The following is a 13,032-nucleotide window of genomic DNA, read 5'->3' as shown; positions in this document are numbered from 1 at the left end:
CGCCCCCCGGGGCCGCGGGCGTCTGGGGGGTAACGCCCCCTCCCGCGCGGGCCTCGCCCGCGGGCTTTAACCTCTGCTCTGCGGCTCCCCACCCCCCCACGGGGGGCCCCCCCGGGGCCGGGGGGGGCCCCACTGGCGTTGCGCTACTCCGTGCTGGGCGCGAGCCGCTCGGGTCCTCCGCTCAGCTTCTCCCGCAGCTCCTTGCGCAGCTCCAGGTCCGCGGGCGTCAGCGGCTCGGGGCCCGTCAGCGGCGGCACGCCCGCGATCGGGGAGCCCGGCGCCGGGACCGGCTCGTAGTGCGTGGGAGCCACCCGCACGGTCAGCGCCGTCGCGCCGATGATGAAGACCGTGAACGCGACGGCCGCCCGCGTCCAGAACCGGGTGCGCTTCTCTCCGCCGCTGCGCACCACCGTGGACACGGGCGCGTCGAGGCGTTCCGAGCCCGCAAGCTCCGCGAGCCGCTGGTGCAGCTGCTCGGGGACGGCGAGGTCGGGCAGCCGGTTGGCGACCGCCTCACGGGCGTGCAGGATGCGGTTGGCGGCGGCCGGCGTGCTGGCCTCCGTCTCCGCCGCGGTCTCCGGCAGGTCCAGGCCCACCCCGTCGTACAGCAGCAGCGTGCGTCGGTAGACGGGCGGCAGGTCCAGGAGCGCGCCGAGCAGCTCGCGGTCCTCCGGGGTGGCGGGTGGCGCCTCCGGCCGCTGCTTGCCGGGGCGCAGGCCGTGCCAGGGCGACATCGCGTACTCGTACGCCGCCGCCCGCACCCAGCCCGCCGGGTCCGGGTCGACCGCCACCTCGGGCCACTGCTGCCAGGCCTGCTGGAAGGCGCGCTCGACGGACTCACGGGCGAGGATCCGGCGGCCGGTGAGCAGATAGGTCTGCCGGACGAGGAACGGCGCGGCGTGCGCGTAGAGCGCGTCGAAGGCCTCGGCGGCGGTACGGGCACGGGGCGCCGCCGCGACGGGCTCCCGTTCCGCCACGGCCACGGCGGTGGACCCGGCCGCCGGCGGCGCGGGTTCCTGTATCGCGGTGGCGGCCGTCAGGGTCGGTGCCGCCGTCGTCGGTGCGGCCGTCGGCGTCGCCGTCGTCGCCGTCGTCGCCGTCGTCGTCGGCTCAGCGGCGGTGGTCAGCTCCGCGAGGAGTCGTGCGTACGCCTCCCGCTTGTGACCCTTTGGAGTGGTGCGTCCGGCCTCCCAGCGGCGGACGGTCTCACGGGTCACGCCGACCCGTTCGGCGACCTCGTCACGGGAGAGCGAGCCGGCCTCGCGGAGCCTGCGGCGCTCCTTGGGCGGCGGCAGTGGGGTGGCTGCGCCCTGCGTCATCGTGAACTCCACACACCCTTTCGTGCGAAAAAGAACATAAACGTATCTTGTGCGACACATCCGCGCTTCGCCTGTTGCGCGAAGTAAGGGCGTGTCGTTGGGAGCATGGGCCGGTGACCCAAATGACCGGCCGTGGACAGTCGTTGCCCCTGCTCGTGACCCGGCTGCGGGAACGGGCCCCTGGACCCGTCGGAGGCGCGCTGCGCGGGGCCCTCGCGGCGGGCCTCGGCCTCGGGGCGTGCGCCGTGCTCGTGATGGTGCTGTGGATCAGCTCGCCGTTCCCCGACAGCGGGTCCGACGGCGCCCTGCACACCGCCGCCGCGCTGTGGCTCCTGGCGCACGGCGCCGAGGTGATCCGAACGGACACCCTGTCCGGGGTGCCCGTCCCGCTGGGAGTCAGTCCTCTGCTGCTGCTCGCGATGCCCGCGTGGCTGGTGCACCGGGCGGCCCGCGACGCGGCGGAGGAGTCGGAGTCCGTGGCGGGCGTCTGGGCCGGGGTCGCGGTCGGCTATCTGTCGGTGTCCGCCGCGGCCGCGTACTACTGCGCGGGCGGTGAGCTGCGCCCCTCATGGGTGAGCTGTGTGGCGCATCTGGTCGTGCTCGCGACGGCCGCGGCGGGCTTCGGGGTGTGGACGGCGCACGGACGGCCGTACGGGCCGCTGCCGGGCCGCCTTTCGGGTCTCGTCCCGGCGGGCTTCGTACGGGAGGTGGCGCCGGTCGCCGTGCGGGCGGCGGTGGCCGGGGTGCTCGCGCTGCTCGCGGGCGGGGCGCTGCTGGTGGCCGGGATGCTGGTGTGGCACGGGGAAGCGGTGCGGGAGTCGTTCCTGCAGCTCACGGGGGCCTGGTCGGGGCGGCTCGCGGTGCTGCTGCTGTGCGCGGGGCTCGTGCCGAACGCCGCGATCTGGGGAGCCGCGTACGCGCTCGGGCCCGGGGTCGTGCTCGGCGTCGGGCACACCGTGGGGCCGCTGGGGAGTTCAGGGGCGGCGATGCTGCCCGCGTTCCCGCTGCTCGTGGCGGTGCCGAAGGCCGGGGACGGGGCGCCGCTCACCTGGGCCGTGGGGGTGGTTCCCGTGGTGGCGGGCGTGGTCGTGGCGTGGTTCGTGCTGTCCGGCGGGGCGGACTGGGGCTGGCGGCGGATCGCGGGCGGGGTGGCCGTGGCGGGAGCGCTGTGCGGGGCGGTGATGGGGTGCCTGGCGGGGGCCGCCGGTGGGGCCCTCGGCCGGTCGGTGCTCGCGGAGTTCGGACCGGTGGGGTGGCTGACCGGGGCGGTGGCCGCGGGGTGGGTCTGCGCGGTGGGGCTGCCGGTGGCATCGGTGGCGTGGTGGTGGCGGACCCGCGAGGACCGGGCCGCCGATCCCGAGCCCGAGGCCGATCCCGAGCCCGGGACGCCGCCGGAGCCTCCGCGGCCGACGGCACAGAAGGACGAGCCCTTCGACCTCTACGACTTCTTCGACGACGAACCGCGTACTTCGAGCCTCGACACATCGAGCCCCGCCGGCGATTGAGGCGCGGGGTCCGGGGCGGAGCCCCGCGAGCGCGACCCCGCCTCAGCGCTCACCGAGCAACGGCCGCAGCTCCTTCGGCAGCAGGTCCTCACAGGACTTCTGCGCCGCACTGGTCAGCGCGTCCGCCTTGCACTCGTAGTAGTCGGCGTACACGAGCTTCGCCGTGAACAGCGACGCCACCATCGCGAGCGCGAGCGCCCCCGTGACCAGGCCGCTGATCGCCGCCGTCGTCTGCGGGCGCGCGGTCTCGGAGCCCGCGGGGCGGGGCGTCGCGGGCGCCGGGGCGTCCGGGTCCGCCGGGCGGGACTTCATGCGCAGCGCGCTGGCGCCCCAGTACAGGGCGAGCACGCCGAGCAGCAGCGCCACGTACGGCCAGCTGAACAGGGCGAAGAAGAAGCCCCACATGCCGGAGAGCAGCGCGTAGCGTGCGCGGCGCTGGGCCGGGTCCGTCGGGTCCCAGCGCATGCCGCCGGGGCCCGGGCCCTGCCCGCCGTTCTGCCCCTCGGGGCCGCCGTTCCCGCCGTTGCCGGGACGGTCGCCGAAGCGGCCGCCCTGGGCGCGGCCCGGCTGACGGTCGCTCCACTGTCCGCCCCAGGGGGAGCTGCCGCCGCCCTGGCCGGAACCGGATCCCGAGTCGGAGTCCGAGCCCTCCGGGTGGCGCGGCTGCCACGGCCTGTCGGGCGCGTCGTCGGCCGGCGGCGCGAACGGATTGCTGTCCCGGGAGTCGTCCGATTCCTTGGACGGCGGCGACGGCGGCGTGGGTCGGCCTTCGCGCGGCAGGACGGCGCCGGTGGGCAGCGTGAGGCGAAGGCTTCGGTCCGGCATCAGATGTGCGTCTTCCCCTAGGTCGTCGGTCACGGGACCGCTGGCGCGGCTCGGCGTGGCGCGTTCTTCACGTCAACGTCCGATGGCCGCTCAGCGTTCCGTTCCGCCGACGCTACCTGGCGCCTCGGCCCCCGTCCCGTGGGGGCCGTCGGCCGTGCCGGTATCGTTGCTGCCGGTCGGCCGCTTCGTAGGGTTCCCCGTATCGGGGAAGGCGAAGCGTTCATGCGAACGCACAAAGACGCTGCCCCACAGGCCGACCGCGCACCGTAGCTCCCCTAGAAAGGGCCCCGTCGTGGCCAAGGCCAAGCGCCTCGTCGTGCTGGTCTCCGGATCAGGAACGAATCTGCAGGCACTCCTCGACGCGATCGCGGCGCAGGGGACCGACGCGTACGGCGCCGAGATCGTGGCCGTCGGAGCCGACCGTGAGGGCATCGCGGGCCTGGAGCGCGCCGAGCGCGCGGGCCTGCCCACCTTCGTGTGCCGCGTGAAGGACCACGCCACCCGCGACGAGTGGGACCAGGCGCTCGCCGAGGCCACGGCCGCGTACGAGCCGGACCTGGTCGTGTCGGCGGGGTTCATGAAGATCGTGGGCAAGGAGTTCCTGGCCCGCTTCGGCGGGCGGTTCGTGAACACGCATCCCGCCCTGCTGCCCAGTTTTCCCGGTGCGCACGGTGTGCGGGACGCGCTCGCGTACGGCGCCAGGGTCACCGGCTGCACCGTCCACTTCGTCGACGACGGCGTCGACACCGGACCGATCATCGCCCAGGGCGTGGTCGAGATCCGGGACGAGGACGACGAAAGCGCTCTGCACGAGCGCATCAAGGAAGTCGAGCGCACGCTGCTCGTCGATGTCGTGGGGCGGCTCGCCCGTCACGGCTTCAGCATTGAGGGACGAAAGGTAGTTATCCCGTGAGCGCCGAGAACAAGCGGCCCATCCGCCGTGCACTGGTGAGCGTCTACGACAAGACCGGCCTGGAAGAGCTCGCGCGCGGGCTCCACGAGGCGGGCGTCGAGCTGGTCTCCACCGGCTCCACCGCCGGGAGGATCGCGGGCGCCGGCGTGCCGGTCACCAAGGTCGAGGAGCTCACCGGGTTCCCCGAGTGCCTCGACGGCCGCGTGAAGACCCTGCACCCGAAGGTGCACGCGGGCATCCTCGCCGACCTGCGCCTGGAGGACCACCAGAAGCAGCTCGCCGACCTCGGCGTGAAGCCCTTCGACCTGGTGATCGTGAACCTGTACCCGTTCCGGGAGACCGTCGCCTCCGGCGCCACCCCCGACGAGTGCGTCGAGCAGATCGACATCGGCGGCCCCTCGATGGTCCGCGCCGCCGCCAAGAACCACCCGTCGGTCGCGATCGTCACGAGCCCCGAGCGGTACGCGGGTGTCCTCGCGGCCGTCAAGGACGGCGGCTTCGACCTCGCCACCCGCAAGCGTCTGGCCGCCGAGGCGTTCCAGCACACGGCCTCGTACGACGTGGCCGTGGCCTCCTGGTTCGCCGACGACTACGCCGCCGCCGACGACTCGGGCTTCCCGGACTTCATCGGCGCCACGTACGAGCGCAAGAACGTGCTCCGCTACGGCGAGAACCCGCACCAGGGCGCCGCCCTCTACGTCGACGGCACGCGCGGTCTCGCCGAGGCCGAGCAGCTGCACGGCAAGGAGATGTCGTACAACAACTTCACGGACACGGACGCCGCGCGCCGTGCCGCGTACGACCACGAGGACCCCTGCGTCGCGATCATCAAGCACGCGAACCCGTGCGGCATCGCCGTCGCCTCGAACGTCGCCGAGGCGCACCGCAAGGCCCACGCCTGTGACCCGCTCTCCGCGTTCGGCGGCGTCATCGCCGTGAACCGCCCGGTCACCAAGGAGATGGCCGAGCAGGTCGCCGAGATCTTCACCGAGGTCATCGTCGCGCCCGACTACGAGGACGGCGCCCTCGAAGCCCTCACCAAGAAGAAGAACATCCGCGTGCTGCGGGCCCCGAACGGCCCGTCCGCCAAGGTCGAGACGAAGCAGATCGACGGCGGCGCACTCCTCCAGGTCACCGACCGCCTCCAGGCCGACGGCGACAACCCCGCCTCCTGGACCCTCGCGACCGGCGACGCCCTCTCGCAGGGCGAGCTCGACGAGCTGGCGTTCGCCTGGAAGGCCTGCCGCGCGGTGAAGTCCAACGCGATCCTGCTCGCCAAGGACGGCGCCTCCGTCGGCGTCGGCATGGGCCAGGTCAACCGCGTCGACTCCGCGAAGCTCGCCGTCGAGCGGGCCGGCGAGGAGCGGGCGCGCGGCTCGTACGCCGCGTCCGACGCGTTCTTCCCGTTCCCGGACGGCCTGGAGATCCTGACCGCCGCGGGCGTCAAGGCCGTGGTCCAGCCCGGCGGTTCGGTCCGCGACGAGCTGGTCGTCGAGGCCGCGAAGAAGGCGGGCGTGACCATGTACTTCACGGGCACGCGCCACTTCTTCCACTGAACCACGGCTGCTGATCCCGGGCAGCTGATCGCAGCTGATCGACGCAGCGCACGACGAAGGGCCCGCCGGTCGAGACCGGCGGGCCCTTTCACATGCCGTGCGGCGTCAGGAGTTCGTGACGACGGCGGTCTTCGCGGCCTTGTCGTGCCAGCCCTGAAGGCGGCCCGACTTGTCCCAGAACGGGGAGAGGTAGACCAGGATCTGGCCGATACCACAGGCGATGGCGCCCGCGATCACGATCAGGTAGCGCACGAGCGCGCCACCGAGGCCCGGCTTGCCACCGGTCTCGGCGTTGACGACGCGGATGCCGACGGCCATCTTGCCGAGCGTGGCGCCGACGGTGCCGACCATCAGCCACTCGTAGAGGAACGCGAGGAGGTAGATGGCGCCCATCACCGCGAAGGACGCGCCGACCGCGTTCGATGAGGCGTCGTTGACGCAGGTCGAGTAGTCGGCCGCGGCCGGGTCGCAGTCCTGGACCGACGAGACCGAGCCGATGATGCCGGCGAACGTCAGGATCGACGCGATGATGCCGATCAGCACGCTGTCGATCAGACGGGCACCCAGGCGCCGCCCCATCGACGCCGGGGCGCCGGGACCCGCCTGCGGGAAGTGCCCGCCGGGACCCTGCGGGTACGCGCCGTACTGCTGGCCCTGCTGCTGCGGGTAGCCGTAGGGCTGCGCGGGCTGCTGCTGGGGATAGCCGTAGCCCTGCTGCGGCGGGACGCCCTGCGGCGCCTGCTGGGGGTACGGGCCCGGCTGGGGCGGCTGCTGGCCGTAAGGGTTCTGCGGCGGCTGCTGGGGCTGCTGGCCGTAAGGATTGTTCGGATCGCCGAAACTCATGGCGCGTGTTCCTCCGTTGACTACGCGGGGACGACGCGGACAGCGAAGAGGAACGGGCCAGGTACCTGGCCGCGCGAGTAAACGGACTCCCCCGAGCTGCCCCCTGCCGCCGCCTCCCAGTCACTCCCGCGGCAATGCACCGGTCATGTTCCCGCGCGCGCGGGAAGGCTGTCCAGCCGACGGGTGTACTTGTTGTGCAAGTGCAATGTGGGGCGCCCGGAAGAGTGCGTTGTCAAGCAAAGGTACGAGAACCGGCCAGGGGCGAACTTGGGCCATGCCACACCCCCCTGCGAGAATGACGCCATGACCGCCCAGATTCTCGATGGCAAGGCCACCGCAGCCGCGATCAAGTCCGAGCTGACCGCCCGCGTGGCGGCGCTGAAGGAGAAGGGGGTCACGCCGGGCCTCGGCACGATCCTCGTAGGGGAGGACCCCGGAAGCCAGAAGTACGTAGCGGGCAAGCACCGTGACTGCGCGCAGGTCGGCATCGCGTCGATCCAGCGCGAGCTGCCCGCGACGGCCACGCAGGAGGAGATCGAGGCCGTCGTCCGCGAGCTCAACGAGGACCCGGCCTGCACCGGCTACATCGTCCAGCTCCCGCTGCCAAAGGGCATCGACGAGAACCGCGTCCTGGAACTGATGGACCCGGACAAGGACGCCGACGGCCTGCACCCCATGAACCTCGGCCGCCTCGTCCTCAACGAGCCGGCGCCGCTGCCCTGCACCCCGTACGGCATCATCACGCTGCTCCGCAAGCACGGCGTGGAGATCAAGGGCGCGGAGGTCGTCGTCGTCGGCCGCGGTGTCACCATCGGCCGTCCGATGCCGCTGCTGCTCACCCGCAAGTCCGAGAACGCGACCGTGACGCAGTGCCACACCGGCACCCGCGACCTGTCCGCCCACCTCAAGCGGGCCGACATCGTCGTGGCCGCCGCGGGCGTGCCGCACCTCATCAAGCCCGAGGACATCAAGCCGGGCGCCGCCGTGCTCGACGTCGGCGTCTCGCGCGACGAGAACGGCAAGATCGTCGGCGACGTCCACCCGGGCGTGACCGAGGTCGCCGGCTGGATCTCGCCGAACCCGGGCGGCGTGGGACCGATGACCCGCGCCCAGCTCCTCGTGAACGTGGTCGAGGCCGCCGAACGGGACGCGAACGGTGTCGGCTGACGCGGCGGGCGCCGCCATGGGCGCCGAGGGTGCCGCCGAGGACGCGAAGCAGACCGGCAGCCGGCGCTTCCCGCGGATCACGCGCGACACCGCGCGCCCCGAGGGCGGCGGCCGCGCGGCCGGCGGGAACGCGCCAGCGCCCGCCCGCCAGTGGCCGCTGATCGCCGTTCTCTCGGTGACCGCGCTCGGGCTGCTGCTGACGGCCTTCGGGCTGTTCCGCGTCGGCACGATCCTGGTCGGCGTCGCGCTGCTCGGCGGGGCCGTGCTGCGCTGGCTGCTGCCGGACGTCGGGATGCTGGCCGTGCGCTCGCGCTTCACCGACATGATCACGTGCTCGGGCCTCGGCCTCGTCATCGTGCTGCTGGCGATGATGGCGCAGCCGGACCCGTGGCTGAAGCTTCCGTTTCTTCAGGACACGCTGCACTTCACGGTGCGGTGAGCCGTCGGTGAGCCACTGACGACCCCAAGTGACAGGCGGGGCCTCCACATTGGAGGCCCCGCCTCCTTTTGTGGTGATCTCCGGCACGTTCTCGGGGTTTTCCGCACGCAAGGCCCGCTGCACGCTGTCGAATGACCCCATACGCCCCCGGACCGGGAACTGACATCCTGGTTTCCCGCATCCCAATGGGTAGCCAGTGGGGGCCGAAGCGCGACGCGCGGCGCGGGGGAACACGGCTCGCGGGGGGAATAGGGGGAAGGGCGATATGCCTCGATGGAAGGCGCTTCCGGATGAACTCGACCCACAGGTCAAAGAGTTCGCCGGGCAGCTGCGCCGACTCGTGGACCGCAGCGGCCTGGGGATCGCCGCGCTCGCGGACCGGACCGGTTACAGCAAGACGTCGTGGGAGCGGTACCTGAACGGGCGGCTGCTCGCGCCCAAGGGCGCCATCGTCGCGCTCGCCGAGGTGACCGGCACCAATCCCGTGCATCTGACGACGATGTGGGAGCTCGCGGAGCGCGCGTGGAGCCGTTCCGAGATGCGCCACGACATGACCATGGAGGCCATCCGGATATCCCAGGCGCGGGCCGCGCTGGGCGAGTTCGGGGGCCCCGGGCAGGCGACGCAGACGAAACCGGCCAAGCCCGCCAAGCCCGCGAAGCAGGCCAGGGAGCCCAGGCAGCCCGGACCCGCCGCCGCGCCGGGCGGGGCGAAGAGGCCGACCATCCCGCAGCAGGCGGCGGCGCCGAGCGTGGACCAGTTCGGCCCGGCGCCCGTGCTGTCCCCGCAGGAACCCCCGCGGGGCGCGGTGCCGGGCGGCGGGGGCGGCCGTCGCAGGCTGCTGATGTTCGGGGCCGGGGCCCTGGGCGCGGCCCTGATCATCGCCGTCGGCTTCTTCGTGCTCAACGGGAAGGGCGGCGAGCCCGAGGCCGAGAAGTCGCCCTCGCCGACCGCGAGCGCGCCCCAACTGCCCAGGGGCGTGAAGTGCGTGGGCGCGGGCTGCGGCGGCAAGGACCCCGAGGCCATGAACTGCGGCGGCGACCTCGCCCTGAACTCGACGGAGGCCGTGATCGGCTCCGTCACCGTCCAGGTCCGCTACAGCAAGACGTGCAAGGCGGCGTGGGGCCGGATCCAGGGCGCGGCGCCCGGGGACGTCGTACAGCTCCAGAAGGGGGCCGCGTCCTCGAAGAAGGGCACGGTCAGCGCCTCGGACACGGACGCGTACACGCCGATGATGGCCGTGGACGCGGCCTCCGACGCCAAGGCGTGCGTGACGCTCTCGAGCGGGCAGAAGGGCTGCACCAAGTAGCTCCGCACGGACGGGGCATGGGTGCGCCGCTTCGGGGAAGGCGCAGCACTACCCCCACGGGAGCGCGCAGGAGCACCCCCACGGCGGCCGCCTGAGCCAACCTCTCCCGGGCTCGGCGGCCGTCCCTGTGTTCGGGCCTTGGTACGCGAGAGTGTGCTGTGGGCCGGGCCACATGTACCTGTGGTTCCCCTTCGGGCCGGGCGCGATAGCCTGACGAACGGATCTCTTGATACCAAGAGATCGATCAAATTGACCTGCTGTCCTTACGGAGAACGCCATGACCCGCACTCCCGTGAACGTCACCGTCACCGGCGCCGCCGGCCAGATCGGCTACGCACTGCTCTTCCGCATCGCCTCCGGCCAGCTGCTCGGCGCGGACGTGCCGGTCAAACTGCGTCTCCTGGAGATCACTCCGGCGCTCAAGGCCGCCGAGGGCACCGCCATGGAGCTCGACGACTGCGCCTTCCCGCTGCTTCAGGGCATCGAGATCACCGATGACCCGAACGTCGCCTTCGACGGCACGAACGTCGGCCTCCTCGTCGGCGCCCGCCCGCGTACGAAGGGCATGGAGCGCGGCGACCTCCTCGAGGCCAACGGCGGCATCTTCAAGCCGCAGGGCAAGGCCATCAACGACAACGCCGCGGACGACGTCAAGATCCTCGTCGTCGGCAACCCGGCGAACACCAACGCGCTGATCGCCCAGGCCGCCGCCCCGGACGTACCGGCCGAGCGCTTCACCGCGATGACCCGCCTCGACCACAACCGCGCGCTGACCCAGCTCGCGAAGAAGTCGGGCGCCACGGTCGCCGACATCCAGCGCCTGACCATCTGGGGCAACCACTCGGCGACCCAGTACCCGGACATCTTCCAGGCCACGGTCGCCGGCAAGCCCGCCATCGAGGCCATCGGCAACGACGAGCAGTGGCTGGCCGAGGACTTCATCCCGACCGTCGCCAAGCGCGGTGCCGCGATCATCGAGGCCCGTGGCGCGTCCTCCGCCGCGTCCGCCGCCAACGCCGCCATCGACCACGTCCACACGTGGGTCAACGGCACGGCCGAGGGTGACTGGACCTCCATGGGCATCCCGTCGGACGGCTCGTACGGCGTGCCGGAGGGCATCATCTCGTCCTTCCCCGTCACCACGAAGGACGGCAAGTACGAGATCGTCCAGGGCCTGGAGATCAACGAGTTCTCGCGCACGCGCATCGACGCGTCCGTGCAGGAGCTGGTGGACGAGCGCGAGGCCGTGCGCGGCCTGGGCCTCATCTGATTTCCGCCCTCGCTTGAGCCCCGCTTCCCGCGGGGCAGGAACCGCCCGTGGCGGGTCGATCACGACCCGCCACGGGCGGTTTCGTTTGTCCCGTTTCGTTCCCGCTCTACGGTGATGCAGGGCACTTTTGGTCATGGTTCGCGCATGCTTTCCCCTGCCCCGGGCAGGGGCCTGCATCGTCACCGTAGAGAGCGCCGAAAGGGCGTTTGCGGTGACCGGGGGACATTCCCGGAACGGAAGGCGAAGCAGGTCGTGTCAGTGCAGAACACCATTCATGTCGACGGAGAGTGGCGCGGGGCCGCAGCAGGGGCCACGCGCGAGATCCTCGACCCTGCGGATGCCAAGCCGTTCGCCGTGATCGCCGAGGGCGGCTCCGAGGACGCGGACGCCGCCATCGCCGCCGCCCGCAAGGCCTTCGACGAGGGCCCCTGGCCGACGACGCCCGTCGCCGAGCGCGCCGCGCTCCTGCGCCGCGTCGCCGACCTCCTCGTCCGGGACCGCGAGAAGATCGGCCTCCTGGAGAGCCGGGACGCGGGCAAGACCGTCGAGGAGGGCCGCGTCGACGTCGACTGCGTCGCCGACGCCTTCCGCTACTTCGCGGACCTCGTCATCGGCGAGGGCGCGGGCCGCGTCGTCGACGCCGGCTCCGACGACATCCACAGCGTCGTCGTGCACGAGCCCGTCGGCGTCTGCTCGATGATCACGCCGTGGAACTACCCGCTCCTGCAGGCGAGTTGGAAGATCGCCCCGGCGCTCGCCGCAGGCAACACCTTCGTCATCAAGCCGAGCGAGATCACGCCGCTGACGACGGTCGTCCTCGTCGAGCTGCTGGTCGAGGCCGGGCTCCCGCAGGGCGTCGCCAACATCGTGACCGGCCCCGGCGCCACCGTCGGCGCCCGCTTCGCCGACCACCCCGACGTCGACCTCGTCTCCTTCACCGGTGGCCTGGTCAGCGGCACCAAGGTCGCGCAGGCCGCCGCGGCGGACGTCAAGAAGGTCGCCCTGGAGCTCGGCGGCAAGAACCCGAACGTCGTCTTCGCCGACGCCTGCGAGACCGAAGAGGACTTCGACACCGCCGTCGACCAGGCGCTCAACGCCGCCTTCATCCACAGCGGCCAGGTCTGCTCCGCCGGCTCCCGCCTCATCATCGAGGAGTCCGTCCGCGAGCGCTTCGTCGCCGAGCTCGCCCGCCGCGCCGAGAAGATCCGCCTCGGCCGCGGTACCGAGGACAACGTCGAGTGCGGCCCGCTGGTGAGCGAGCAGCAGCGCGCCAAGACCGAGGACTACGTCGCTTCCGCGCTCGCCGAGGGTGCCGTGCTGCGCTGCGGCGGCAAGCGCCCCGAGGCCTCCGACGCCCGGCCCGCCACCGGCTACTTCTACGAGCCGACCGTCCTCGACCAGTGCCACCGTGAGATGCGCGTCGTCCGCGAGGAGACCTTCGGGCCGATCCTCACCGTCGAGACGTTCCGCACCGAGGACGAGGCCGTCGAGCTCGCCAACGACACCGAGTACGGCCTCGCCGGCGGCGTGTGGACCACCGACGCGGGCCGCGCCCGCCGCATGGCCCGCCGCCTGCGTCACGGCACCGTCTGGATCAACGACTTCCACCCCTACCTGCCGCAGGCCGAGTGGGGCGGTTTCGGAAAGAGCGGCGTGGGCCGCGAGCTGGGCCCCGCGGGCCTCGCCGAGTACCGCGAGAGCAAGCACGTCTACCAGAACCTGGCGCCCAAGCCGGTCCGCTGGTTCGCGGGCTGACACCGACGGGTCGGCCCCGTGGGCCGACCCCCCCCCCCCCCGCCCCGTAACCCCCCCAATAAGGCAAGCCCCAAGGAAACACGAGGGTGTTTTCCGACCCAATGAATGAAAACAAAACCCCAAACGACAAA

The 13,032-nt window shown here is 72.3% G+C and carries 11 protein-coding genes; 8 read left to right on the top strand and 3 right to left on the bottom strand.

The window, feature by feature from the left end:
- Positions 1–143: 143 nt before the first annotated feature.
- Complete coding sequence (locus tag ACFV9W_RS25275; RefSeq protein WP_385764683.1) at positions 144–1,319, bottom strand: helix-turn-helix domain-containing protein; 1,176 nt, start codon at positions 1,317–1,319, stop codon at positions 144–146.
- Positions 1,320–1,441: 122 nt separating this feature from the next.
- Between ACFV9W_RS25275 and ACFV9W_RS25270 the strand changes: the two genes are divergently transcribed.
- A complete protein-coding gene (locus tag ACFV9W_RS25270) occupies positions 1,442–2,824 on the top strand; it encodes a DUF6350 family protein (RefSeq protein ID WP_385764681.1) in 1,383 nt (460 codons plus the stop codon).
- A gap of 42 nt (positions 2,825–2,866) precedes the next feature.
- Here the strand turns inward: ACFV9W_RS25270 and ACFV9W_RS25265 are convergent, their stop codons facing one another.
- The gene (locus ACFV9W_RS25265; RefSeq protein WP_385764679.1) at positions 2,867–3,649 is read right to left on the bottom strand and encodes a hypothetical protein; all 783 of its coding nucleotides are present in this window, start codon (positions 3,647–3,649) and stop codon (positions 2,867–2,869) included.
- A 292-nt stretch (positions 3,650–3,941) separates the two neighbouring features.
- On the opposite strand from ACFV9W_RS25265, the gene purN reads away from it, so the two are divergent.
- Both purN and purH read left to right on the top strand, forming a co-directional pair.
- On the top strand, positions 3,942–4,562 hold the full coding sequence (gene purN / locus ACFV9W_RS25260; RefSeq protein ID WP_385764677.1) for a phosphoribosylglycinamide formyltransferase: 621 nt from the start codon (positions 3,942–3,944) through the stop codon (positions 4,560–4,562).
- Complete coding sequence (gene purH, locus ACFV9W_RS25255) at positions 4,559–6,118, top strand: bifunctional phosphoribosylaminoimidazolecarboxamide formyltransferase/IMP cyclohydrolase (protein ID WP_385764675.1); 1,560 nt, start codon at positions 4,559–4,561, stop codon at positions 6,116–6,118. Before purN ends, purH begins: the two co-directional genes overlap by 4 nt.
- A gap of 105 nt (positions 6,119–6,223) precedes the next feature.
- Here the strand turns inward: purH and ACFV9W_RS25250 are convergent, their stop codons facing one another.
- The gene (locus tag ACFV9W_RS25250; RefSeq protein ID WP_385764673.1) at positions 6,224–6,961 is read right to left on the bottom strand and encodes an RDD family protein; all 738 of its coding nucleotides are present in this window, start codon (positions 6,959–6,961) and stop codon (positions 6,224–6,226) included.
- 303 nt (positions 6,962–7,264) lie between these two features.
- On the opposite strand from ACFV9W_RS25250, the gene ACFV9W_RS25245 reads away from it, so the two are divergent.
- The 5 genes from ACFV9W_RS25245 to ACFV9W_RS25225 all read left to right on the top strand — a co-directional run bounded on the left by ACFV9W_RS25245 (position 7,265) and on the right by ACFV9W_RS25225 (position 12,901).
- Positions 7,265–8,128 carry a bifunctional methylenetetrahydrofolate dehydrogenase/methenyltetrahydrofolate cyclohydrolase gene (locus ACFV9W_RS25245; protein ID WP_385764671.1) on the top strand — a complete coding sequence of 288 codons (864 nt, stop codon included), beginning with the start codon at positions 7,265–7,267 and terminating at the stop codon, positions 8,126–8,128.
- A gap of 16 nt (positions 8,129–8,144) precedes the next feature.
- A complete protein-coding gene (locus ACFV9W_RS25240) occupies positions 8,145–8,567 on the top strand; it encodes a DUF3017 domain-containing protein (RefSeq protein WP_385764692.1) in 423 nt (140 codons plus the stop codon).
- A gap of 265 nt (positions 8,568–8,832) precedes the next feature.
- On the top strand, positions 8,833–9,876 hold the full coding sequence (locus ACFV9W_RS25235; protein ID WP_385764669.1) for a DUF2690 domain-containing protein: 1,044 nt from the start codon (positions 8,833–8,835) through the stop codon (positions 9,874–9,876).
- 277 nt (positions 9,877–10,153) lie between these two features.
- Positions 10,154–11,146, top strand: coding sequence for a malate dehydrogenase (locus tag ACFV9W_RS25230; RefSeq protein WP_385764667.1), 993 nt, complete (start codon positions 10,154–10,156; stop codon positions 11,144–11,146).
- 252 nt (positions 11,147–11,398) lie between these two features.
- On the top strand, positions 11,399–12,901 hold the full coding sequence (locus ACFV9W_RS25225; RefSeq protein ID WP_385764665.1) for an aldehyde dehydrogenase family protein: 1,503 nt from the start codon (positions 11,399–11,401) through the stop codon (positions 12,899–12,901).
- Positions 12,902–13,032 lie beyond the last annotated feature (131 nt).

It is taken from the genome of Streptomyces sp. NPDC059897 (genome assembly GCF_042730865.1).
Taxonomy (GTDB): domain Bacteria; phylum Actinomycetota; class Actinomycetes; order Streptomycetales; family Streptomycetaceae; genus Streptomyces.
The sequence above is the reverse complement of the archived record's forward strand: the minus strand, read 5'-3'. Positions and strand labels throughout refer to the sequence as shown.

Bases quoted from the DNA above. Each gene is read 5' to 3' on its own strand.
- ACFV9W_RS25240 (WP_385764692.1), top strand. From the start codon at position 8,145: ATGGGCGCCGAGGGTGCCGCCGAGGACGCGAAGCAGACCGGCAGCCGG.
- ACFV9W_RS25265 (WP_385764679.1), bottom strand. From the start codon at position 3,649: ATGCCGGACCGAAGCCTTCGCCTCACGCTGCCCACCGGCGCCGTCCTG.
- ACFV9W_RS25250 (WP_385764673.1), bottom strand. From the start codon at position 6,961: ATGAGTTTCGGCGATCCGAACAATCCTTACGGCCAGCAGCCCCAGCAG.
- ACFV9W_RS25245 (WP_385764671.1), top strand. From the start codon at position 7,265: ATGACCGCCCAGATTCTCGATGGCAAGGCCACCGCAGCCGCGATCAAG.
- ACFV9W_RS25270 (WP_385764681.1), top strand. From the start codon at position 1,442: ATGACCGGCCGTGGACAGTCGTTGCCCCTGCTCGTGACCCGGCTGCGG.
- ACFV9W_RS25235 (WP_385764669.1), top strand. From the start codon at position 8,833: ATGCCTCGATGGAAGGCGCTTCCGGATGAACTCGACCCACAGGTCAAA.
- ACFV9W_RS25230 (WP_385764667.1), top strand. From the start codon at position 10,154: ATGACCCGCACTCCCGTGAACGTCACCGTCACCGGCGCCGCCGGCCAG.
- ACFV9W_RS25275 (WP_385764683.1), bottom strand. From the start codon at position 1,319: ATGACGCAGGGCGCAGCCACCCCACTGCCGCCGCCCAAGGAGCGCCGC.